This is a genomic window from Pseudofrankia inefficax, from assembly GCF_000166135.1.
GTDB lineage: Bacteria > Actinomycetota > Actinomycetes > Frankiales > Frankiaceae > Pseudofrankia > Pseudofrankia inefficax.
This window is the reverse complement of record NC_014666.1, coordinates 1187097-1210541: the sequence shown is the minus strand read 5'-3', so window position 1 is coordinate 1210541 and position 23445 is coordinate 1187097. Positions and strand designations below refer to the sequence as shown.

Sequence of the window (23445 nt, the reverse complement as noted above, 5' to 3'; positions counted from 1 at the left end):
ACAACGTGTCTGGTCCCGGTCAGGCTCCGCCCGGCCAACATTCGCGCCGGGGACCCAGCCGCGGCTCGGTCACGAGCTGGCGCCGACCGGTTCGGGTGCCGAGCTCTCGTCGGAGTTCCCGTCCTGGTCCGCGTTCTTCCTGCGGTGGCGGATCGAGGTCAGCAACGCGAGGCCGATGAACGCGACACCGATCAGCCCAGTGACGATCTCGGGCACGTCGTTCTCGATCGAGACGGCGAGGATCACCGCCAGGGCGCCGATCGCGTAATGAGCGCCATGCTCGAGGAACACGTACTCCGACAGCGTCCCCTGGCGTACCAGGAAGACGGTCAGTGACCGGATGTACATCGCCCCGATGCCGAGACCGGCGGCGATGATGAAGATGTTCTGGGAGATCGCGAACGCGCCGACGACGCCGTCGAACGAGAAGCTCGCGTCCAGGACCTCGAGGTAGAGGAAGAGGAAGAACGCGGCCTTGCCGGTGGCGAGGGCAGTGCTGGAGGCCCCGCCCGTGCCAGCGGTGGCCGGCTCGTCGCCGTCGTCCTCCTCGGCGCCGAGCCCACGTGACTCGAAGAACTCGCCGAGGCCGCTGACGGCCAGGTAGGTCGCGAGACCGGCGACGCCGGCGACGAAGACCTGCTCGGTGTGGCCGCCGGAGAACCACTCGCCGACGACCAGCAGCGCGACCAGCCCGAGCACGACCGGGATGACGTCGAGGGCACCGGCCTTGCGCAGCGGCTCTTCCAGCCAGCGCAGCCACTGGACGTCACGCTCGTTGTCGAACATGAAGTCCAGGAAGATCATGAACAGGAAGATCCCGCCGAACGCGGCGATCGCGGGATGGGCCGCGTGCAGCTTGTCCGCGTACTGGTCGGAGTGGTTGACCGCCAGGTCGAAGACGTCGTAGGGGCTCAGATGCGCCGTCAGCGCGACGACCACGATCGGGAAGATCAGCCGCATGCCGAAGACGGCGATCAGCACACCGACTGTCAGGAAGATCCGTTGCCAGGCGGCGCTCATCCGGCCGAGGATCGTCGCGTTGATGACCGCGTTGTCGAACGACAGACTGATCTCGAGGACGGCCAGGATCGCGACGAGTGCCGCGGCCTGCCCTCCGCCGATCACGCCGGCGCCAGCGACGACCACGGCGGTCACGGCGAACGACCAGCCGAAGATCCGCAAGATGTGCACCAGGACCTGCACCTCCGCGGACCGGTCTAAGGGATGATGGTCGGCCGGCGCCTGTGGCGCTGCGGCTCCGGTCCGCCGGAGTCCACCGCACCGCCTTGATCGACGCCGCCGTCAGCCGCGCCCGACAAGGCTTGCCGGCCGCCCGCCCGCTCCCCACGGCCCGTGGGAAGCTCCGGCGGACCGAGGCCGCACCAGACAAACGACCGACGACACGCTCGTAGATGGTGCGCGGCCCTCGCATCGTAGCCAGCCCCACCTGGGACAAAGCTGACAAGCGGCCGACAAGATGTGAACAATCACGGCGGCGACCGGCCCGGCCACCCATACGACCCGACCGGCCGCACCGAGCTACGGCCGGAACGGGCGCGACGCGCCCATTCCGGCCGCTTTGCCGTTAAACGTTGACGCCGTAGTCCTGAGCGATGCCGCGCAGGCCGGTCGCGTAGCCCTGGCCGACCGCGCGGAACTTCCAGTCGGCGCCGTGCCGGTAGACCTCACCGAAGATCATGGCGGTCTCGGTCGAGGCGTCCTCGGACAGGTCGTACCGGGCGATCTCGGCGCCGCCGACCTCGTTCGCGATGCGAATGAACGCGTTGCGCACCTGGCCGAAGCTCTGCTGCCGCGACTCGGCGTCGTAGATCGAGACCGGGAACACGATCTTGTCGATCTCGGCCGGCAGGGTGGCGAGGTTGACCTTCACCTGCTCGTCGTCACCCTCGCCGGCGCCGGTGAGGTTGTCGCCCTGGTGCTCGATCGCGCCATCCGGGCTACGCAGATTGTTGAAGAAGACGAAGTACTGGTCGGAGACCACCCGACCGTCGGCGCGGCACGCAATCGCGCTCGCGTCGAGGTCGAAGTCCGAACCGGTCGTCGTCCGAGCGTCCCAGCCGAGACCGACCATGATGCTCGTGAGGCCAGGTGCCTCCTTCGACAACGAGACGTTGCCGCCCTTGCTGAGGCTGACTCCCACTGTTTTCCTCCCGCTGTCCGTGCGGACGGGGCTTCGGCGCCCCGAGCACCCACACCCTGGCTCGCTGCCGGTACGAGCGGCAGCCTACTGCCCATACTCGGCCGGACCGGGCGCTCGCCCGTCCGGGCGACATGCACCGGGGCTTCTGAAGAGCCATACGAATGATGCGGTGCCCAGAGTTCCCGACGCGGGCGGCGCGCCCGGCTCCGAATGCGAAACGTGGGCCGCCGGGAGCCGCGCGGCGACGCACGCTCCCCTTCGTGCGCCGGCAACCTGGCCCGGACCGCGACATTCTTGCCGCTTCTGGCGCCGTCCAGGCCCGGCGAAGGTCCTCATAAGGACTCCTTTGCGGCGCACCGTCGCGGCCGGCCCGCCCTGTACCCCGTCATTGCCCCCGCCGTGCCCCGCCGCCGTGCCCCGCCGGTCGCCCGGGGGTGCCGCGCGCCGTGCTGTCACCCGGCCGACACGCACGGATCGCTGCCGCCGGTGCCCGGAGAGGTCCGGCCCGGGACGCCGCCGTGCCCGGCGGGCGCCCGGCGCGGCGGCGTCCGGACGCCGGGGCGGCGGTCGCGGGTGCCGCCCGACCGTTCGGATTCGCGGCCAGACACCGGCAGATCCCACGAAGGTGGGGGCGTCCATGGCAATTCCAGGTGAACGGCCTGCTCGGAGCGACGACCCGTCGGGTCGGCGGCCCGCGCTGGCGGGTGTCAGCCGCAGCGTGACCCCGCTTCGGACGGCGTCGTCGACGACCAACTGTGCCCCGCGCGGTTTCCCAGACCCAACCTGGGAACATCGACCACGGGTCAACCGGCCGGGCGCTCGTCCCACGCCCAGAGTCACCCCCACCAGATCACCACATGGGGGTGTCCGGTGGTCTCACGCAGTTCACGTTGGGGTATCGCCATTTGCCATCTCGGAGGCGGATCATTGAGCCCGTGGTTCGTCTGGATAAGGTCGCAGCGATGAACGGACGTTCAGTAGGCCGGGTCGTCATCTCTGACGTCACGCCGGCCGTCTCGTGTGGCCGCTGGCCCTCGCGCGCGGTGATCGGGGAAACCATCACCGTGGGCGCAACTGTGTTTCGAGAAGGTCACGACCTCATCGGGGTGAACGCGACGCTGTCTGGCCCTGACGGGCTCGGCACACCGTTCACCCGGATGCGGCCGGTGGGCATCGGAACTGACCGCTATGAAACCGACCTCACGGTCACCACGGAGGGGCTCTGGGGCTTCCGGATCGAGGCCTGGGCGGACCCTGTCGCGACCTGGGTGCACGGCATCGAGCTGAAGGTCGGTGCCGGGCAGAGCGCCGACGAGCTCGCCGTCGACTTCGAGGACGGCGCGCGCCTGTTGCTGCGCGCGCTGCCCGGTGTGCCCGAGCGCGAGCGGGCGGCCATCGCCCGCGCGGCGGCGGCGCTGCGCGACGACAACGTCGACGACCCGCACCAGCGGATCACCCCGGCCTGCGCCCCGGAGCTGACCGAGCTGCTGGCCCGCTACCCGCTGCGTGAGCTGGTGACCCGCTCCCCGCTGCACCGGGTGTGGGTCGACCGGCAGCGGGCCCTCTACGGCAGCTGGTACGAGTTCTTCCCACGGTCGGAGGGCGCCTCGCTGGACCCGCCGCGCTCCGGGACCTTCCTGACGGCCGCCGAGCGGCTGCCCGCCGTCGCGGACATGGGTTTCGACGTGGTGTACCTGCCGCCGGTCCACCCGATCGGCGAGGTCAACCGCAAGGGGCCGAACAACACGCTGACCCCCGGTCCGGAGGACCCGGGCTCGCCGTGGGCGATCGGCAGCGAGCACGGCGGCCACGACGCGGTGCACCCGGACCTGGGCACCCTCGAGGACTTCGACCTGTTCGTCGCGCGGGCCCGCTCGCTCGGCATGGAGGTCGCGCTCGACCTCGCCCTGCAGTGTGCCCCGGACCACCCGTGGGCGAAACGCCACCCGGAATGGTTCACGGTCCGTTCGGACGGCTCGATCGCGTACGCGGAGAACCCCCCGAAGAAGTACCAGGATATCTATCCACTGAACTTCGATTCGGACCCGGAGGGGATCTACCAGGAGATCCTGCGGGTCGTTCGGCACTGGACCGCGCACGGTGTGCGCATTTTTCGGGTCGACAACCCGCATACCAAGCCGGTCGAGTTCTGGGAATGGCTCATCCGGGAGGTGAAGGCGACGGACCCGGACGTGCTCTTCCTCGCCGAGGCGTTCACCCGGCCCGCGATGATGCACACCCTGGCGAAGGTCGGTTTCACCCAGTCGTACACCTACTTCACCTGGCGCAATGTGAAGTGGGAGTTGGAGGAGTACGCCCGGGAACTGGTCGAGGCCGCCTACTACATGCGGCCGAACTTCTTCGTGAACACCCCGGACATCCTGCCGGAGTACCTCCAGCACGGCGGGCCGGCGGCGTTCCGGATCCGGGCGGCGCTCGCGGCGACGATGTCGCCGACCTGGGGCGTCTACGCGGGGTACGAGCTGTACGAGCGCGTTCCGGTCCGGCCGGGCAGCGAGGAGTACCTCGACTCGGAGAAGTACCAGTACCGGCCCCGCGACTGGGCCGCCGCCGAGCGCAACGGCGCGTCGCTGGCGCCCTACCTGCGCAGGCTCAACGCCATCCGGCGCGCCCACCCGGCGCTGCACTGGCTGCGCAACCTGCACCTCCATCACTCGGACGGCGATGAGATCATCGCCTTTTCGAAGCGGTCCGGAACCGGACCGGACGCCGACGTCGTGATCGTCGTCGTCAACCTTGATCCGCATGCAGCTCGGGAGACCACCGTGCGACTTGATATGCCCGCCCTCGGCCTCGAGTGGTGGGAGACCTTCGACGTCCGGGACGAGATCACCGGGGCCACCTACACCTGGGGCCGGGAGAACTACGTCCGACTCGACCCGTTCGTCGAGCCCGCCCACGTGTTCACGCTGGCACGGCGGTCATGACAGACGACGGGGGGGCAACGAACGTCGACGAGAACACGGGGTCCGGGAAGGATCTCCCGATGGGCCCCGAGACGGGCGCCGAGCCGCTGCTCGGTGACCGGCTCACCAAGGACCCGCTCTGGTACAAGCGGGCGGTCTTCTACGAGGTGCTCATCCGTGGCTTCGCCGACTCCAACGGCGACGGCACCGGGGACATCCGCGGGCTGATCGGCAAGCTGGACTACCTGCACTGGCTGGGCGTCGACTGCCTGTGGCTGCTGCCGATCTACGAGTCGCCACTCAAGGACGGCGGCTACGACATCTCCGACTACTTCCAGGTCCTGCCGGAGTTCGGGGATCTCGGCGACTTCGTCTCGCTGGTCGAGGAGGCGCACAAGCGCGGCATCCGGATCATCGCCGACCTGGTGATGAACCACACCTCGGACCAGCACCCCTGGTTCCAGGCCTCACGCTCCGAGCCGGACGGCCCCTACGGCGACTTCTACGTCTGGTCCGACACCGACGACCGCTACCCGGACGCCCGGATCATCTTCGTCGACACGGAGAAGTCGAACTGGACGTGGGATCCGGTGCGCGGCCAGTACTACTGGCACCGGTTCTTCTCCCACCAGCCCGACCTGAACTTCGACAATCCCGACGTCCAGGACGCGATGCTGGAGGTCCTGCGGTTCTGGCTGGACCTGGGCATCGACGGGTTCCGTCTCGACGCGGTGCCCTACCTCTACGTCCGGGACGGCACCAACGGCGAGAACCTGCCGGAGACGCACGAGTACCTGCGCCGGGTCCGCAAGGAGATCGACGCCAAGTACGCCGACCGCGTCATGCTCGCCGAGGCGAACCAGTGGCCGTCGGACGTCGTCGAGTACTTCGGCAACGACGACGAGTGCCACATGGCGTTCCACTTCCCGCTGATGCCGCGCATCTTCATGGCGGTGCGCCGGGAGTCGCGCTACCCGATCTCGGAGATCCTCGCCCAGACGCCGGCGATCCCGCCGAACTGCCAGTGGGGCATCTTCCTGCGTAACCACGACGAGCTCACCCTTGAGATGGTGACCGACGAGGAACGCGACTACATGTACTCCGAGTACGCGCAGGACCCGCGTATGAAGGCGAACATCGGCATCCGCCGCCGGCTGGCCCCGCTGCTGGACAACAGCCGCGACCAGATGGAGCTGTTCACCTCGTTGCTGCTGTCGCTGCCGGGCTCGCCGGTGCTGTACTACGGCGACGAGATCGGTATGGGCGACAACATCTACCTGGGCGACCGGGACGGTGTGCGGACCCCGATGCAGTGGTCGCCGGACCGCAACGGCGGCTTCTCCGCCGCCGACCCGGCTCGGCTCTACCTGCCGCCGATCATGGACCCGGTGTACGGGTACCAGGGCCTCAACGTCGAGGCGGGCCAGCGGCTGTCGACGTCGTTCCTGTCCTGGACGAAGCGCATGATCGAGGTGCGCAAACGCCACGCCGTCTTCGGGCTCGGCGACTTCGAGGAGCTGGCCGCGTCGAACCCGTCGGTGTTCGCGTATGTGCGGACTCTCGGCGACGACCGGGTGCTGTGCGTCGCGAACCTCTCCCGGTTCGCCCAGCCGGTCGAGCTGGACCTGCGCCGGTTCGAGGGAATGGTCCCGGTGGAGCTGCTCGGCCGGGTGCATTTCCCGCCTATCGGCGAGCTGCCCTACCTGCTCACCCTCCCGGGTCACGGCCACTACTGGTTCGCGCTGTCCGCCGCGGGTGAATTCCAGCGCTGAACGGACGCCGAGCGCCCGCCGGGCACGCCCGGCCGGGCCGCCGCGTGTTCGTATGGGGGCGCCCGCCCACGGGCGGACGGGCGCCCCGCCATCTCTGGCAAATCGGATGGACAAGTGCTATCTACCGGATGACATGTCCGTTAGGTTGACGGCAGCCGCAGAGACGTGTCGGTTCGCCGACCGGCCCATCGGAGACAGGCCTTAGGCCCTATCCCGATGGGCCGCGGCATATGTGCTCCGGCGCTTCGGCGCCGGAGAGGCCGGGGTGGGTGACCAGGGGGCGGGCCGGGATCCGACGGCCTGGCCCGGTCGCTCGTCTTGGCCCGCGTCCCAGGGGAACTACTCAACTGAACACCGCCACATCCGACGACCCGCGAGGGGATAACGCCTCCGGATCCGGGGACAACGGCCCTCCGGCTGCGTGATCGAGACGCGTACCCAGCCGCCGGCAGCCTCTCGAAGCGCACTCCTTGGCCCAGCGTCAACTACAGGCCTCCGGCCGTGCGAGATGTAGATCATGATCGCACAGCCGCCGGCCAGAGGGAGGTCGACCGTGCGAGACCATTCCGAGCTCACGACCCTGTTGGCGGACTGGCTGCCCAGGCAACGCTGGTTCGCGGGCAAGGGCCGCGCCGACGCGCGGGTGGGCATCGTCCAGGACGTCCCCGTCTCCGACCGCCTGCGTCACCTGATCGTCGAGGTCGTCTACTCCGACGGCGGCCCGCGCGACCTCTACCAGGTCCCGCTGGTGATCCGGCCGGACGCGCCGCACGGCCACTCGGGCTTCCTGCTCGGCGAGATGTCGACCGGGCTGGTCTACGACGGTCTGCACGACGCGGACGGCAGCGCCGCGCTGCTCGACTTCCTCTCCGCCGGCCAACGCCACGGCACCCTGGCGGCGCACGCCGTCGCGCCGCTGAGCCAGCTGCCGGCGCACTCGGTCGGCGCCGAGCAGTCGAACACCTCGATCGTGTACGGCGAGGAGTACATCCTCAAGGTCTTCCGTCGCCTCTGGCCGGGCGTCAACCCGGACCTGGAGGTCACCAGGGCGCTGGCCGCCGCCGGCACCCGCCATGTCGCCAGCCCGCTGGCCTGGCTCGACGGCGAACTGCCCGGCGCGGGCGAGGGCGGCTCGGACGCCGACACCACCTTCGCCTTCATGCAGGAGTACCTGCGCAGCGGCACCGAGGGCTGGAAGCTCGCGATCACCAGCGTCCGTGACCTGTACGCCGAGGGCGACCTGCCCCCCGACGAGGTCGGTGGCGACTTCGCGGGCGAGTCCGAACGGCTGGGCGCTGCGACCGCCGAGGTGCACACCCTGCTGGCTGGCTGCTTCCCGACGGCCGCGGTCGACCCCGAGTCGCTGCACACCACCGCTCTCGGCCTGCACGGCCGCCTCGACGCCGCCCTCACCGCCGTCCCCGAGCTCGCCCCGCACGAGGGGGGCGCCCGGGCCGCCTACGACGCCCTGGCCGCGGAGACCGCCGCGGCGCCCTACCAGCGGATCCACGGCGACCTGCACCTCGGCCAGGTGCTGCGCACGGAGAACGGCTGGGTGCTGTTCGACTTCGAGGGCGAGCCGGCCCGGCCGGTGCCCGAGCGCCGCCGGCTGGACTCGCCGCTGCGCGACATCGCGGGCATGCTGCGCTCGTTCGACTACGCCGCCCAGTCGATGCTGCTGGAGCGCGCCGACGAGCCGGGCCTGGCCTACCGGGCCCGCGAGTGGGCCGAGCGCAACCGGGTGGCCTTCCTCGACGGCTACCAGGCCGCCAGTGGCCTCGACCTGGCCGCGCACGCGGTCGAGCTGCGGGCGTACGAGCTGGACAAGGCCGTCTACGAGGTGCTCTACGAGGCCCGGCACCGGCCGTCCTGGGTCGAGATCCCGCTCGGCGCCGTCCGCCGGCTCACCGCCCTCCAGCCACCGTTGCCGACCGGATCCGCCGCCGCTTGAGGCGCCGAGGTTGGCCGGGCGGCCAATGGGGGCACGCAAGAGAGGAAACATCGTGACACCAGCCGGAAGACCGGAAGAGACGCGTGGGAGCTGAAGTGATCGACACTGACGACGGTCGCCCGAGGCCAGCGACGGACGGCCCGGCGCTCGCCGAGCAGCCGGTCCTCGCGCCGCCTGGCATCGACCTGCCACGCGGGGAGCTCGACCGGCTGGTGGGGGGGCGCCATCACCAGCCCCACGGCATCCTGGGAGCCCATCCGGCCGGTGACTGGACGATCGTGCGGGCGCTGCGCCCGGACGCGGTCAGTGTCACGGTCGTCGTCGGCGACGAGCGCTACCCGACGACCCGGCTGCACTCCAGCGGTGTCTTCGGCGTGGCGGTGCCCATCGGCAAGGTGCCCGACTACCGGCTGGAGGTCACCTACCCCGACTCCACCTACCTGGTCGACGATCCCTACCGCTACCTGCCGACCGTCGGCGAGGTCGACCTGCACCTGATCGCCGAGGGGCGCCACGAGCGGCTGTGGACGGTGCTGGGCGCGCATGTGCGCCACTACCCGACGCCGGGCGGCGGTGTCGTCAGCGGGGTGAGCTTCGCCGTCTGGGCGCCGAACGCCCGAGGCGTGCGTGTCGTCGGCGACTTCGACTTCTGGGACGGCCGGGCCTACCCGCTGCGCTCGCTGGGCCACACCGGGATCTGGGAGCTGTTCGTGCCCGGCGTCGACGCGGGCACCCGGTACAAGTTCGAGATCCTCGGCTTCGACGGCGTGTGGCGCCAGAAGGCCGACCCGATGGCGACCCACACCGAGACGCCGCCCGCGACGGCCAGCGTCGTGTTCGAGTCCGACCACGTCTGGTCGGACGAGGCGTGGATGGCCGAGCGGGCCGGCACCGCGTGGCACGCCGCGCCGATCTCCGTCTACGAGGTGCATCTGGGCTCCTGGCGGCGTGGCCTGTCCTACCGGCAGCTGGCGACCGAGCTGGTCGACTACGTGCGCGAGGCCGGGTTCACCCACGTCGAGCTCCTGCCGGTCGCCGAGCACCCGTTCGGCGGCTCGTGGGGCTACCAGGTGTCGGCCTACTACGCGCCGACGTCCCGGTTCGGCAGCCCCGACGACTTCCGCTACCTGGTCGACGCGCTGCACCAGGCCGGCATCGGCGTGCTGGTCGACTGGGTGCCCGCCCACTTCCCTCGGGACAACTGGGCGCTCGGCAGGTTCGACGGCACCGCGCTCTACGAGCACGGGGACCCGCGCCGCGGCGAGCACCCGGACTGGGGCACGTTCGTCTTCGACTTCGGCCGGCCCGAGGTGCGCAACTTCCTGGTCGCGAACGCTCTGTACTGGTTCGAGGAGTTCCACATCGACGGCCTGCGGGTCGACGCCGTCGCCTCGATGCTCTACCTCGACTACTCCCGCAAGCCGGGCGAGTGGATTCCGAACATCCACGGCGGCCGGGAGAACCTCGACGCGGTGTCGTTCCTGCAGGAGGTCAACGCGACGGTGTACCGCAAGGCACCGGGCGCGATGATGATCGCCGAGGAGTCGACGGCCTGGCCGGGAGTCACCCGGCCGACCCATCTCGGCGGGCTGGGCTTCGGCTTCAAATGGAACATGGGCTGGATGCACGACACGCTCGACTACATGACCAAGGCGCCCATCTACCGGATGTATCACCACCACCAGGTGACGTTCTCGATGGTCTACGCCTACTCCGAGAACTACATGCTGCCGTTCAGCCATGACGAGGTCGTGCACGGCAAGGGCTCGCTGCTGCGCAAGATGCCGGGCGACCGCTGGCAGCAGCTGGCCAACCTGCGCGCGCTCTACGCCTACATGTGGGCTCACCCGGGCAAGCAGCTGCTGTTCATGGGCTGCGAGTTCGGCCAGGACCGGGAATGGGACGAGGCGACCACCCTGGACTGGGGCCATCTCGACGACCCGGGCCACCGCGGCGTCTTCAGCCTGGTCGGCGATCTGAACCGCGCCTACCGTGCGACGCCCGCGCTCTGGGCAAAAGACAACGACCCGAGCGGCTTCGGCTGGATCGACGCGAACGACGCGGAGAACAACGTCCTGTCGTTCCTGCGCTTCGGGGAGCACCCTGGCGAGCCCCAGGCCGGCGGCGCCGGCAGCACGATGCTGGCCTGCGTCACCAACTTCTCCGGCAGCCCGCACTACGGCTACCGGCTCGGCCTGCCCAGGACCGGCCGCTGGCGCGAGGTGCTCAACACCGACGCGGGCAGCTACGGCGGCGCCGGCCAGGGCAACCTGGGCGAGGTCACGGCCAGCGCCGAGCCGCACCACGGCCAGCCGGCCTCGGCCCCGCTGACCCTGCCAGCCCTCGCCACCCTCTGGTTCGCCTACGAGGGGGAATAGCCCTCAGCGCACGGCCAGGAGGCCGGAACGGGTGCCACCCAGCGCCCGTTCCGGCCCTTCGTCTAGAACAGCGCGGCGGCCAGGGCTCGGCGGGCCGGGGGGACGGCCGGGTCGGCGTCGCCCAGGGCCTGGAACAGGCCGACGAGGTGGGCGCGCACCTTCTCCCGGTCGTCGCCGGCGGTACGCCGGACCAGCGCGACCAGCTGGCCGAAGGCGTCCTCGATCTGGCCCTGGTGCACGATCATCAGATCGGCCGCGACGAGCGCGGCGTCGACGTCGTCCGGGTTGGCGGTGAGGCGGCGGCGCACGTCCGCCGGGTCGACGCCGCTCACCCGCTCCAGCAGGGTGACCCGGGCGAGGCCGAGGATCGCCTCCGGGTCGGCCGGCGCCTCGCCGAGCCGGGCCCGGTACGCCGCGGCCGCCGCGGGCAGGTCGCCGCGCTCGATCGCCTCGTCGGCCGCGGTCAGGTTGGGGTCGCGGGCGGGGCCGCCGCCACCGGCGCCGGGCAGGTCACCGAAGGCCTCGGCGACGAGGTCGAGAAGCTGGTCGAGCCAGCCGCGCACCTCGGCCTCCGGCATCGCGCCGGTGAACTCACCGATGATCCGGCCGCCGACGACCGCCTTCACCGCCGGGATGCCCTGGACCTGCGCGGCCTGGGCGAGGCCCGGGTTCGCGTCCACGTCGATCTTCGCCAGCACCCACCGGCCGCCGTCGGCCTCGGCCAGGCGCTCCAGGATCGGGCTGAGCTGCTTGCACGGGCCACACCAGTCGGCCCAGAAGTCGAGCACCACCGGGACCTGCAGGGACCGGTTGACGACCTCGTCGGCAAAGGTCGCCTCGGTGACGTCAATGATCACAGGGCCGGCTGGGGCGCCCTCCGCGCCGCCGGCCGGCGGGCCAGCGGGCGGGCGGGCGGCGGGCGGCGCGGCCGGCTTCGGGTCGAGCGGCACCGCGCCGGCCAGCCGCAGCCCGCCGAGCCGGTCCGGCAGCGGCCCGGCCTGGGTGCGGGAGGACTGCCCGCGCGGGGGTCTGGCGCCGGGCGCGCCCTGTCGACCAGCCGCGGGTGGGACTGGAGGCCTACGTTGCATACCCACCATCGTGACACCTCCCACGGCGACCGGGCCGAGCCGGACACGACTGTTTTCCCGAACGCTCAGGAACCGTTCGCCCGACCGAACGGGAGCGGCCTCAGGACTCGCCCGAGGACTCCAGGTAACGCTCGACGGTTGCCACCTTGGCATGCAGGGCGTCGTGGGCGCCGGGGCGGATGTCGGCCTTCAGGACGAGGCTGACGCGCCCGCCGCCGGCGGCCACCGCCTCGGTCGCCCGGCGCACGACGTCCATGACCTCGTCCCACTCGCCCTCGATGGTCGTGAACATCGATGTGGTCTCGTTGGGCAGACCGCTGGCCCGGACCACCCGGACGGCCTCGGCCACCAGAGCGCCGACGTCCTCGCCGACGCCGATCGGGGTCACGCTGAAGGCGACAAGCATGGTTCACGGAATATCACGCCCCGGGTGCGCTGCCGCGCCCACCCCGCGGACGGCGAACACCCCGGGCTTCGGAACCGATTCGACATGTGACGTTAACTCCGGGACGAGCCCGCCGTGCTAACGAATGGTCGCATCGGGTCCACGGTGACGCTACGCCCGGCCGTGCCACGCAAACCCGCCACAACACCGGATGACAGCACGCCCTACCATTGGCCGCCGTGGGACGGACACGGGTGGCGTACACCCACCGAGGTGGCTCGGTGGGCCCTGACTCGCGCCACCACCCGGCCGAACCGCCCCTGTCCGCCCCGGCGCCCCCACGCCGCGGACGGCCCGACGGGATGTGGACCAGGTGAGCACCCGCACGCTGTTGGACGCACTGAACGACCTCGTGGTTGTGGTCGGTGCCGACGGACGTCTGCTCGACATCGGCGCCGCGGCGCGCGCCTTCCTCGGCGACCGGCTGGCCGGCGTGACCTGCCTGCGCGAGCTCGCCGAGGTGGTGGAGCCGGCCTCGCGCGTGTCACCCGAGACCGTGCTGGACGGGCTGGCCCGCTTCGGCGAGTGGCGCGGCTCGGCGAACCTGCTGGACATGGCCGGCAACCCGGTGCCGTTCGACGTGACGATCCGGGCCGACCGGGCCGGCTGGGTGGCCCTCGTCGCCCGCGACGTCACCGACCGCCACGCCAGGGTGATCGCCGCGCGGGACTCCCGGGCCAAGGACGAGTTCATGGCCCGGCTCGGTCACGAGCTGCGCACCCCGCTGAACGCCATGCTCGGCTTCGCCCAGCTGCTGGAGCTGGAGCCGCTGCCGAACAACCTGCTGGACGACGTCCAGCGGATCATCACCGGCGGCCGGCACATGCAGGCGATCATCGACGACGTGCTGGACCTGGCCCGGCTGCGCGCCGGCCGTGGCGACATCACGAAGGCGCCGGTCAACGTCCTGGACATCGTCGAGGGCGTGGTGGAGCTGGTCGAGCCGCTCGCGCAGCGGCGCGGCATCCGCCGGGTGATCCACCCGTCGGAGCCGCTGATCGCGGACGCGGACCGCCGCCGCCTGTGGCAGGTGCTGCTCAACCTGGTCGGCAACGCGCTGAAGTACGGCCGCGAGGGTGGCACCGTGCGGGTCGGCATCGTGCCGATCACCGGCGGGCGGCTGCGCATCGAGGTCGAGGACGACGGCCAGGGCCTGCCGCCGGACGCGATGGCCCGGCTGTTCCGCCCGTTCGAGCGGCTCGGCGCCGAGCAGACCCGGATCGAGGGCAGCGGGCTCGGGCTCGCGCTGTCGCACGCGCTGGTCACCGCGATGGGGGGCGTGCTGACGGCGGCGAGCCGGTACGGCGTCGGCAGCGTCTTCGCGGTGGTGCTCGACGCCGTGGACGTCCGCTACCCGCACCCCGACCCGGACCAGGACCCGTTCCCGCCGGGGATCGGCGGCCGGATCCCGACCGGCGCGAGCATGCGGGTCGTGCACGTCAGCGGTGACCCGGCGACCCGGGCCCAGGTGACCCAGACGCTGGCCCGCGCGTTCGGGGCCGACACGATCAGCGTGCCGCGCGGCGCGCTCGCGCTCGACGCCATCCACCGCGCCCAGCCGGACCTCATCATGATCGACCAGCAGCTGCCGGACACCACGGCGTCCGACCTGCTCGCCCACCTGGCCGGCGACCCCAAGGCCGGCGCGGTGCCCAACGTGATCCTCTCCGCGGCCGACGACGCCGCGGAGGCACTGCGCCTGCGCCAGGCCGGCGCTCGGGACGTGGTCCCCTCGCCGATGGACACCGGCGCGCTCGTCATCGCCGTCAGGGGCGCCGCCGGCAGCGCCGCGACGGACCTGAACGGGGCCCATCGCAACGGCGGCCCGCCGGCCGGCGCCCAGTACCCGGACCCTCAGTACCCGGACGCCCAGTACCCCGACGCCCAATACCCCGACGGCCAGTACCCGGCGGCGCCCCAGTACCCCGCCACCACGCAGTACCCGACCTGACCCGCGGGGCCGGGCGTCAGGGCGCCGGGTGCGGGCTGTGGAGCTCGAAGTCGGCGAAGTCGAAGCCCGGAGCCACCACGCAGCCGACCAGGACCGCGTCGCCCGCGAGCGGGCGCGCCGTCTGCCAGTGGCCGGCGGGGACCACGGCCTGCAGCGCGTCGCCGCCGGCCGGGTCGGGACCCAGCGTGATCCGCTCGCCGGGCACGGGGTCCGCCGCCGTGCCGCCGAGCGTCAGGGTGAGCCGGCCGCCGCCCTGCCAGAGCCAGATCTCGGCCGAGGCGACCCGATGCCAGGCGGAGACCTCGCCGGGCTGAAGCAGGAAGAGGATCGACGTGGCGACCGGGCGGCTGCCGCCGTGCGCCGGGATCTCGTCGGGGCTCGCCCAGGTCCGCCGGTACCAGCCACCCTCCGGGTGCGCCGCCAGCCCGAGCGCGGCGATCAGCGGGTGCTCCGGCGTCCCCGCCGCGGCCGACGAGCCGGGGCGGGGAGCGTGTTCGGGGCTACCGGTCACCGGTCCGGCTCCGGCGAGCCGGTCAGCGCGGCGATCAGGTCGTCGGCCGCCGTCCAGGGGTCGAGCCGCCCGGCCACGACCTCGTCGGCCAGCGCGCCGAGGTGACGGGAGCCGCGGGTCTCGCCGAACCGGGCCCGCAGCCCCGCGAGGGCGATCTGCTCGATCTCGTCGGCGGCCCGCCTGGCCCGGCGGCGGGTCAGCTCGCCGCTGGCCTCCAGCCAGGCCCGATGCGCCGCGACGGCGTCGACCACCTCGGTGACGCCCGTTCCCGCGGCCGCGACCGTCCGGACCACCGTCGGGACCCAGCGCCCGTCGCCGGCCACCGCGGCGTTGCGCCCGCCATAGCCGGTCAGCCCGGAGAGGCGGACCATGTTCGTCAGGTCGCGGTAGGTGTCGTCGGCGCCGGGACGGTCGGCCTTGTTGACGACGAGAACGTCCGCGATCTCCAGAATGCCGGCTTTGGCCGCCTGGATGCCGTCGCCCATCCCGGGAGCGAGCAGCACCAGGGTGGTGTCGGCCAGCGAGGCGATGTCCACCTCGGCCTGGCCGACCCCGACCGTCTCGACGAGCACGACGTCGTAGCCGGCCGCGTCGAGCACCCGCAGCGCCTGCGGTGTCGCCCACGACAGGCCGCCCAGGTGGCCCCGGGAGGCCAGCGACCGGATGTAGACGTCCGGGTCGGTGGTGTGGGCCGTCATCCGGACCCGGTCGCCGAGCAGCGCGCCGCCGGTGAACGGCGACGACGGGTCGACGGCGAGCACACCCACCCGGCGTCCCTGGGCCCGCAGCGCGCTCACCAGCGCCGAGGTGGACGTCGACTTGCCCACCCCGGGCGCCCCGGTGACGCCGATGACCTGCGCCGACCCGGCCAGCGGCGCGAGCAGCCGGGCGATCTCCCGCAGCCACGGCGAGCCGTCCTCGACCAGCGAGATCAGCCGAGCCAGCGCGCGCGGCGACCGGTCCTCGACCGCCGCGGCGACCAGCGCCTCCGGGTTCGCGTACCCGCCCCGGACGGGAGCGGCCACCTGGCGGGGCAAGTGGGTCAGGAGGCGGCCGGCACGCGCAGGATCAGCGCGTCACCCTGGCCGCCGCCGCCGCACAGCCCGGCGGCGCCGACGCCGCCGCCGCGCCGGCGCAGCTCGTAGGCCAGGGTGAGGGCGATCCGGGCGCCGGACATGCCGACCGGGTGGCCGAGCGCGATCGCGCCGCCGTTGACGTTGACCACGTCGGAGGTGATCCCCAGCTCGCGCATCGACTGGATGCCGACCGACGCGAAGGCCTCGTTGATCTCGTAGAGGTCGACGTCCGCGGTGGTCAGGCCCTCCTTGTCCAGCGCGGCCTTGATGGCGTTGGCCGGCTGCGACTGCAGGGAGGTGTCCGGGCCGGCGACGAAGCCGTGGTGGCCGATCTCGGCGAGGATCGGCAGGCCGAGCTCCTCGGCCTTGGCCCGGCTCATCACGAGGACGGCGCAGGCGCCGTCGGAGATCTGCGAGGACGAGCCCGCGGTGATCGTGCCGTCCTTGGTGAAGGCCGGGCGCAGCTTCGCGAGGGTCTCCGCGGTGGTGTCGCCGCGGACGCCCTCGTCCTGGCTGACGACGATCGGGTCGCCCTTGCGCTGCGGCACCTCGACCGGGACGATCTCCTCCTCGAACAGGCCGTTCTTGATGGCCGCCGCGGCCCGCTGGTGCGACAGGGCGGAGAACTCGTCCTGCTCCGCGCGGGTGATGTTCAGCGGCACGTTGTACCGCTCGGTTGCCAGGCCCATGCCGATGCGCTCGAAGGCGTCGGTGAGCGCGTCGTACTCGGTCGCGTCGACCAGCTCGGTGGAGCCGTACCGCGTCCCGGCACGGCCGCCGAGCAGCATGTGCGGGGTGTTGGTCATCGACTCCATGCCGCCCGCGACGATGATGTCGAACTCGCCGCTGGCGATGTAGGTGTCGGCGAGCGCGATCGCGTCCAGGCCAGACAGACAGACCTTGTTGATCGTGATCGAGGGCACGCTCAGCGGGATACCCGCCTTCGCCGCGGCCTGGCGGGCCGTCATCTGCATGGAACCGGCCTGGATCACCTGACCGAAGATCACGTACTGGACGGCGTCGCCGGCGACCCCGGCCCGCTCCAGCGCGCCCTTGATCGCGACCCCGCCCAGCTCGACCGCGGAGAAGCCCTTGAGCGCCCCGGAGAGCTTGCCGATCGGGGTCCGCGCGCCCGCCACGATGACCGAACCAGGCATGGCTGCCTCCAGCAGAGGGGATTGCGAGTCAGGAAAGCTTTCTCCCAACACTAACGTGATCTTGCGGAACGTGCCGCCGGAGCGTGGCAAGCACCACCAGGCGTGCCCACACTTCCCGCCGCGAGCGAGACCTGGCCAGTGGCCCGACCCTGGATTGGCGCCCACCCCGGCACTCCAACGCCACCCCTGAGCCACGTTGGAGAGGGCGCTCGGCGCCCGAACCAGGCGGAGCGGGCCGCGGGCGCTCAGCGCCCGTTCGGCCCGATCGCGTTATCCCAGCGAGCCGCAGCGGGCCGCGAAGGAGGGCGTCGCGGCGGCCGCTGCCATCGTGCTGGTGGCGGGGCTGCCCTGCTGGGACCAGCCGTCGAAGGTCGGCTTCAGCGTGGTGGTCGTGACCTGGTAGGTCTGGCCGCCGTCCGACGACTTCCCGTCGACGAACTGGATGCCGTTGCTGCCGCAGGAGAAGCCCCACCCCTCGCCCGAGTTGTCCGTGCCGGCCGCGATCTGCCGAGGCGGCGCCGGCACCAGCTCGATGTCCCTGGGGGTGAGGTACCGCGCGACCGCGTACGTCGCGACGCCGTTGCTGCTGCCCGTCTGGATGATCAGCTCGGCGAAGCCGTCGCCGTCCAGGTCGACGGCTGTGGACGCGCCGGGGGTCGAGCCGGCTGGGAGTGGCACCGAGGCCGAGCCACCGCGGCTGAGGCTCACGACGACGCCGGTGCCGCTGGGGCGGATCGAGTCGACCGTGCCGTCACCGTCGATGTCGCCGGCCTTCGCGGGCCGCGCCACGGGCGTCGGCCGGGTCGGGCTGCCGGGGTCGTGCGAACTGGCGGAGGGACTGACGGACCCGGTGGAAGTCGAGTGACCGGTAGTGGGGTCGCTCGTCCCGGGGCCGGTCGACGCCGAGCTGCTCGGTCCCGTCCCGCCGTGGCTGGGCGAGTTCGTGGGGTGCGGGCCCGGGCCGCTCGCGGTGCCGTCCTGGGTGCCCACCGTGAGGCTGATCGGCGGCTGCACCTCGATGACGTGGTTCTGCTGCGACGGCCGCAGCAGCAGCACGGCCAGCGCGACGACGCCGGCGAGCACGACCCCGCCCGCCGCGAAGAGCGGCGCCCGCCACCGGCCGCGGCGCTCGACGCCGGCCTGAATCCGCTGGTAGGCCTCCGGCGACGGCCGCAGCGGCTCGACAGCGGCATGCAGCAGCCGGCTCAGCTCCTCAGGGCCGAGCACGTCCCGCTGCTCAGGGGTGTTCACCGTAGGTCCGCCAGCTTGGTCGACAGGGCCGCCAGGCCACGGGAGGTGTACGCCTTGACGGAACCGACACTGCATCCCATGACGGCGGCGGCGTCGGCCTCGGACATGTCCCCGTAGTAGCGCAGGACGACGGCCTCCCGCTGCCGGCGGGGCAACTCTCGCAGGGCCTGCACGACCGCCGCGCGTTCGACGAGAGAGTAGGCCCCCTCCTCGGCGCTGGCGGCGTTGGGCATCGGCTTGGGAGCGTGCTTGAGCGCCACAAGGCGGCGCCGCAGCGTGGAACGGGCGAGGTTGACGACGGTCTGTCGTAGGTAGGCGAGGGCCTTGTCCTTGTCCTGCAGGCGTCCCCAGGCCGCATGGACGCGGATGTAGGCGTCCTGCACGACCTCCTCGCACAGACCGATGTCGTCCAGCAGCAGGGCCGCCAGCCGGACGAGCGACCGGTAGTGCTCGGAGTAGAGCGCGGTCAGCGCCTGATCCGCGTCTCGGGCCACGGCACTGCGGGCGGCGTCGCTCCGCGCAGGCACGGGCCGCCACCCTTCCACGACTGTCATGGGCGCGGTCACGACTCTTTGACGCCGACCGGGCCGTATGGGTTGTCTTCACCGTTCTACCGCTTTGCGCCACGGCTAGTCAGCGGCATGGCCCAGAAACGACGCTCCCCACCGCCGACCGACCGGCCTGGTTCGGGCGCCGAGCACCCTCCCCACCCCAGTTCAGCCCGACCAACCCCACCTTGGTGCCTTTGACCCGGGTTTAGCCCCCCAAAAGCCCAAGCCATCACCCTGTCCAGACCCACACGACGTCCAGACCCACACGACGTCCAGACCCACACGACGTCCAGACCCACACGACGTCCAGACCCACACGAGGTTCAAGCCCACACGAGGTTCAGGCCGTACGAGCGCCAACCCCATCGCCCACCAGCGGGCGCACCGACCCCGCAGACACCCAGCCGTCGCGGCCCGCCGACCGGGAACCCCCCGAGCGAAACGCACCCCAGGTCCCGACCCTGGACCAGCTCCACCCCCGCACCTCACCCCCACCTCGATCCAGCGTCAGGGAGGGCGCTCAGCGCCCGAACCAGGTGATCGGCCAGCGGGCGCTCCGCGCCCGTTCTGGCCGATCACCTCACTACAGCGCGACTCCGATGGCGGTTATCGATGACACTTGCCGTGCCGTTCGAAGGACTGACTGCCGCTCGACCGCCGGAGGTAGACCCGTGAAGGACATCCTCGACGCGATCCTCGCCGAAGGGTCCCCTGCTGAGACCCGCGAGAAGGAGTTCGCCAGGCTGCCCGTCCCCGAGTCCTACCGGGGGGTGGTCGTCCGCAAGGACGAGGTCGGCCTGTTCGAGGGCATGGCCTCCCGGGACAAGGACCCGCGCCGGTCGCTGCACCTTGACGAGGTCGCCACCCCGGAGGTGGGACCGGGCGAGGCGCTGGTCGCCGTGATGGCCTCGGCGATCAACTACAACACCGTCTGGACGTCGATCTTCGAGCCGATGTCGACGTTCGGCTTCCTGGAGCGCTACGGGAAGACGTCGCCGCAGGCGAAGCGGCACGACCTGCCCTACCACGTGGTCGGCTCCGACCTGGCCGGTGTGGTGCTGCGCACCGGCCCGGGCGTGCACGCGTGGAAGCCCGGTGACGAGGTCGTGGCCCACTGCCTGTCGGTCGAGCTGGAGCGGCCCGAGGGCCACAACGACACGATGCTCGACCCCGAGCAGCGCATCTGGGGATTCGAGACGAACTTCGGCGGCCTGGCCCAGCTCGCCCTGGTGAAGGCCAACCAGCTGATGCCGAAACCCGACCACCTGAGCTGGGAGGAGGCGGCGAGCCCCGGCCTGGTGAACTCGACGGCCTACCGGCAGCTCGTGTCCCGCAACGGCGCGGCCATGAAGCAGGGCGACATCGTGCTGATCTGGGGCGCCTCCGGCGGCCTGGGCTCGTATGCGACGCAGATGGCGCTGCGCGGCGGTGCCATCCCGGTCTGCGTCGTGTCGTCACCGCAGAAGGCCGACATCTGCCGGTCTATGGGCGCCGAGCTGGTCATCGACCGCAATGTCGAGGGCTACCAGTTCTGGAAGGACGAGCACAACCAGGACCCGAAGGAGTGGCAGCGCCTGGGGAAGCGGATCCGCCAGCTGACCGGCGGCGAGGACCCGGACATCGTGTTCGAGCACCCCGGCCGGGAGACGTTCGGCGCGTCTGTCTACGTCGCCCGGCGTGGCGGCCAGATCGTGACGTGCGCGTCGACCAGCGGGTTCATGCACAGCTACGACAACCGTTACCTGTGGATGAACCTCAAGCGAATCATCGGCTCGCACTTCGCGAACTACCGCGAGGCCTGGGAGGCCAACCGGCTGATCGCCCGCGGTCTGATCCACCCGACGCTGTCGCGGGTCTACCCGCTCGACGAGACCGGCCAGGCGGCCCACGACGTGCACCGCAACGTGCACCAGGGAAAGGTCGGTGTCCTGTGTCTGGCCCCCACCGAGGGCCTCGGTGTCCGCGACCAGGCGCTCCGGGACCGCCACCTCGCGGCGATCAACCGGTTCCGCGGCATCTGACGGACTCGGCGGCCACGGATTGCATGCCGTCCGTACCTGTCCGGGACCGGCCCCTGGGCAGGTGGGCCGGTTTCGGAGCGCCCGAAACCGGCCGGAAACCATTGCGGCGGGGGTGCTGTGGAAGGCGCTCCACCGGGCGGTAGGGTTGCCCTCGTGACTAGGCACGCGACCGTCTGGATTGCTGGTCTGCTATGACCGAGCACTCTGACATGTTGCCAATGGGCGGCGAAGTCGAAGGCTCTCCCGGCTTCGACTTGGTTCGCCGCGGCTATGACCCCCACCAGGTGAACTCTCATGTCGCCTGGCTTATGGAACAACTCCGCGAGGCCGAGGCGCATCGCGCTGCCGCCGAGGCGGCGGCGTCGGAGGCCGCGGCCGAGGCCGCGCGCGTCCGCGACGACCTCGCGGCCGGCCGGCCGGCCTGGGACGACTTCGGCGGGCGGATCACCCAGATCCTGATGCTGGCCGAGGAAGAGGCCGCCACCGTGCGGTCCGAGCGGACCCGGGACGCCGACTCGCAGCTCGAGGAGGCCCGGCGGATCGTCTCCGACGCCGAGCACACCAGGGACCGGACCCTGCGCGAGGCCGACGAGCAGGCCGCCGGGATCGTGTCGACCGCGCGCGGCGAGGCCGAGCACATCATCGACACGTCCCGGACCAAGGCGCACAAGCTCGAGGACGAGTCGGCGCATCGGCTGGCCGAGCTCGAGCGGCAGCGGGACCAGGTCACCCAGCAGCTCGGCGCGCTGCGTAACCAGGTCACTCAGCAGCTGTCCGCGCTGCAGAACCAGCTCGCCGCCGCCACTGCGGCCATCGAGCTGCCCGGCCCGGAAGAGCAGAAGGCCGTCAGCTCGAAGGCCGGCAGCCGCATCTAGGCAGCCGCGTCCAGGCAGCCCGATCCTCCGAACGCCCGGCGCGGCCCCGCGCCGGGGCCGGGTGGGGCATCGGGCTGGTCTCGGTGCTGGGACCCAGGCAGGGGCACAGGGCCGGGCTGGGTCGCGGCGCGGTCGGCCTCCGCGGCACGGGCGCCCGTCAGTAGGGGGCCCGGTACGGGCGCCCTCCCGCGCGGCGGCGTGCCCAGCAGGGCGTGTGCCAGTGGCGCCGGCTGTCGGTGCGCCCGCTCGGCCAGACCACCATGTGCGGGACGCCCGGCGAGATCTCGTGGTCGCAGCCTGGGCAGCGGTAGGACTTACCGCTCGCCGCTCCGGTCACCGGCCGCTGCGACCAGTCCTCGCCGTTGATCACGACCGACTCGACGAGCCATCCCGGCCGGGACTCCTGCTCGTCCTCCCGGTGCCGGTCCTTCCGGGGCCGACCGGCCGACCCTCCGCGCCGTGGGCTCACGGCAGCGTCTCGACCGATGCGGCCGTAGGCACATCCCCGCCGCCGGAACGCCACGTCTCCTGGCCGGCCGGACGCCGGCCGCTCACTTGCGGAAGCGGCCGCCGCCGTCGGTCCGTCGCGACGAGCCGGACGGGGCCGCCTCGTCGACGCGGCCGACGACCTCGCCGTCGACGACGCGGTCCGAGTGGCCGAACCGCCCGCCCAGGTAGCCGACCCGGCCGAAGGCCGCGCCGGCCAGCGTCGTCGCGAGCTTCGCCTTGCGCAGCGCGCCGGCGGGGCTCGCGAGCGCCGACGACGCCCCGATGAGCGCGTGGAAGGCCCGGTCGCTCCCCCGCCAGTGCTCGCGCAGGATCGGCTCACCCGCGCCGACGACCAGCCGGCGGAACGCGAAGGCGACCACCGCGACGTCGTCGAGCTGCCCGATGACCGGGATGACGTTGGTGATCCAGTTGCGCGGCGAGACAAGGTAGGCCAACGCGGCCCCGGCCTCGACCTTCGCCGACTGCGGCACCCGCGGGTCGGCCACGACCCCGCGCAGCATGAGCACCAGGTCGGGCAGGAAGGTAGCGACCTCTCGGCCGAACGTTCGTACCGCGTCCTTGTCCAGGGAGACCATCGGCCGACCCTTCCTCCCGTCCGGGTTCCCAGCGCCACGAGCCCCGCCGGGAGCGCTCCGCCCGTCCAGGTCCGCTCGGCGGGCCGCCGCGGCGGCGCCCGACGCCCGTCTGCCGACCCATCCTAGAACGGGCGTACGACCGCACAGTCCCCACCGACGTGGTCATCCAGTCCTCGCGTACGCCCCCAATCCGCCCCAATCGCCCGATCCGCCGATCAGGGCGAGAACGGGCCCGCCGGCCGGGG

At 71.9% G+C, this 23445-nt stretch carries 18 protein-coding genes; 7 read left to right on the top strand and 11 right to left on the bottom strand.

The window, feature by feature from the left end; all coding sequences use genetic code 11:
- Positions 1 to 69 precede the first annotated feature (69 nt).
- Together FRAEUI1C_RS04855 and FRAEUI1C_RS04850 are read right to left on the bottom strand one after the other, a co-directional pair.
- Positions 70 to 1191, bottom strand: coding sequence for a DUF475 domain-containing protein (locus FRAEUI1C_RS04855; protein ID WP_013422164.1), 1122 nt, complete (start codon positions 1189 to 1191; stop codon positions 70 to 72).
- Between the two features lie 394 nt (positions 1192 to 1585).
- Positions 1586 to 2161, bottom strand: a complete 576-nt coding sequence (locus FRAEUI1C_RS04850; protein ID WP_013422163.1) for a TerD family protein — start codon at positions 2159 to 2161, stop codon at positions 1586 to 1588.
- A 962-nt stretch (positions 2162 to 3123) separates the two neighbouring features.
- On the opposite strand from FRAEUI1C_RS04850, the gene FRAEUI1C_RS04845 reads away from it, so the two are divergent.
- The 4 genes from FRAEUI1C_RS04845 (at position 3124) to glgB (ending at position 11189) form a co-directional block, all read left to right on the top strand.
- Positions 3124 to 5109, top strand: a complete 1986-nt coding sequence (locus FRAEUI1C_RS04845) for an alpha-1,4-glucan--maltose-1-phosphate maltosyltransferase (protein WP_013422162.1) — start codon at positions 3124 to 3126, stop codon at positions 5107 to 5109.
- 59 nt (positions 5110 to 5168) lie between these two features.
- Positions 5169 to 6860 carry a maltose alpha-D-glucosyltransferase gene (treS, locus tag FRAEUI1C_RS04840; RefSeq protein WP_198318709.1) on the top strand — a complete coding sequence of 564 codons (1692 nt, stop codon included), beginning with the start codon at positions 5169 to 5171 and terminating at the stop codon, positions 6858 to 6860.
- A gap of 553 nt (positions 6861 to 7413) precedes the next feature.
- Complete coding sequence (locus FRAEUI1C_RS04835; protein WP_013422160.1) at positions 7414 to 8811, top strand: maltokinase N-terminal cap-like domain-containing protein; 1398 nt, start codon at positions 7414 to 7416, stop codon at positions 8809 to 8811.
- A 95-nt stretch (positions 8812 to 8906) separates the two neighbouring features.
- On the top strand, positions 8907 to 11189 hold the full coding sequence (gene glgB / locus FRAEUI1C_RS04830) for a 1,4-alpha-glucan branching protein GlgB (RefSeq protein ID WP_013422159.1): 2283 nt from the start codon (positions 8907 to 8909) through the stop codon (positions 11187 to 11189).
- Positions 11190 to 11251: 62 nt separating this feature from the next.
- Here the strand turns inward: glgB and FRAEUI1C_RS04825 are convergent, their stop codons facing one another.
- Both FRAEUI1C_RS04825 and FRAEUI1C_RS04820 read right to left on the bottom strand, forming a co-directional pair.
- Positions 11252 to 12286, bottom strand: coding sequence for a tetratricopeptide repeat protein (locus FRAEUI1C_RS04825; RefSeq protein ID WP_013422158.1), 1035 nt, complete (start codon positions 12284 to 12286; stop codon positions 11252 to 11254).
- A 91-nt stretch (positions 12287 to 12377) separates the two neighbouring features.
- On the bottom strand, positions 12378 to 12683 hold the full coding sequence (locus FRAEUI1C_RS04820) for an MTH1187 family thiamine-binding protein (RefSeq protein WP_013422157.1): 306 nt from the start codon (positions 12681 to 12683) through the stop codon (positions 12378 to 12380).
- 352 nt (positions 12684 to 13035) lie between these two features.
- Between FRAEUI1C_RS04820 and FRAEUI1C_RS04815 the strand changes: the two genes are divergently transcribed.
- Positions 13036 to 14673: an ATP-binding response regulator gene (locus tag FRAEUI1C_RS04815; protein WP_013422156.1), complete on the top strand. Its 1638-nt coding sequence runs from the start codon at positions 13036 to 13038 to the stop codon at positions 14671 to 14673.
- A 16-nt stretch (positions 14674 to 14689) separates the two neighbouring features.
- Here the strand turns inward: FRAEUI1C_RS04815 and FRAEUI1C_RS04810 are convergent, their stop codons facing one another.
- The 5 genes from FRAEUI1C_RS04810 to FRAEUI1C_RS04790 all read right to left on the bottom strand — a co-directional run bounded on the left by FRAEUI1C_RS04810 (position 14690) and on the right by FRAEUI1C_RS04790 (position 19222).
- Positions 14690 to 15184, bottom strand: coding sequence for a cupin domain-containing protein (locus FRAEUI1C_RS04810; protein WP_013422155.1), 495 nt, complete (start codon positions 15182 to 15184; stop codon positions 14690 to 14692).
- Entirely contained in the window at positions 15181 to 16221 is a 1041-nt protein-coding gene (gene meaB, locus FRAEUI1C_RS04805) for a methylmalonyl Co-A mutase-associated GTPase MeaB (RefSeq protein ID WP_157734822.1), read from the bottom strand. Before meaB ends, FRAEUI1C_RS04810 begins: the two co-directional genes overlap by 4 nt.
- Positions 16222 to 16226: 5 nt before the next feature.
- On the bottom strand, positions 16227 to 17417 hold the full coding sequence (locus FRAEUI1C_RS04800) for an acetyl-CoA C-acetyltransferase (RefSeq protein ID WP_013422153.1): 1191 nt from the start codon (positions 17415 to 17417) through the stop codon (positions 16227 to 16229).
- Between the two features lie 270 nt (positions 17418 to 17687).
- The gene (locus FRAEUI1C_RS04795; protein ID WP_013422152.1) at positions 17688 to 18668 is read right to left on the bottom strand and encodes an FG-GAP repeat domain-containing protein; all 981 of its coding nucleotides are present in this window, start codon (positions 18666 to 18668) and stop codon (positions 17688 to 17690) included.
- Positions 18665 to 19222, bottom strand: a complete 558-nt coding sequence (locus tag FRAEUI1C_RS04790) for a SigE family RNA polymerase sigma factor (RefSeq protein ID WP_013422151.1) — start codon at positions 19220 to 19222, stop codon at positions 18665 to 18667. Before FRAEUI1C_RS04790 ends, FRAEUI1C_RS04795 begins: the two co-directional genes overlap by 4 nt.
- Before the next feature lie 668 nt (positions 19223 to 19890).
- Between FRAEUI1C_RS04790 and ccrA the strand changes: the two genes are divergently transcribed.
- Positions 19891 to 21240, top strand: a complete 1350-nt coding sequence (gene ccrA / locus FRAEUI1C_RS04785; protein WP_013422150.1) for a crotonyl-CoA carboxylase/reductase — start codon at positions 19891 to 19893, stop codon at positions 21238 to 21240.
- Between the two features lie 191 nt (positions 21241 to 21431).
- The gene (locus FRAEUI1C_RS04780) at positions 21432 to 22115 is read left to right on the top strand and encodes a F0F1 ATP synthase subunit B family protein (RefSeq protein WP_041258876.1); all 684 of its coding nucleotides are present in this window, start codon (positions 21432 to 21434) and stop codon (positions 22113 to 22115) included.
- 157 nt (positions 22116 to 22272) lie between these two features.
- On the opposite strand, the gene FRAEUI1C_RS04775 is transcribed toward FRAEUI1C_RS04780, so the two are convergent.
- Positions 22273 to 22584 (bottom strand): Rv1322 family protein, encoded by a 312-nt coding sequence (locus FRAEUI1C_RS04775; protein WP_013422148.1) that lies wholly within the window; start codon positions 22582 to 22584, stop codon positions 22273 to 22275.
- 82 nt (positions 22585 to 22666) lie between these two features.
- The gene (locus FRAEUI1C_RS04770; RefSeq protein ID WP_013422147.1) at positions 22667 to 23200 is read right to left on the bottom strand and encodes a YkvA family protein; all 534 of its coding nucleotides are present in this window, start codon (positions 23198 to 23200) and stop codon (positions 22667 to 22669) included.
- Positions 23201 to 23445: the final 245 nt, after the last annotated feature.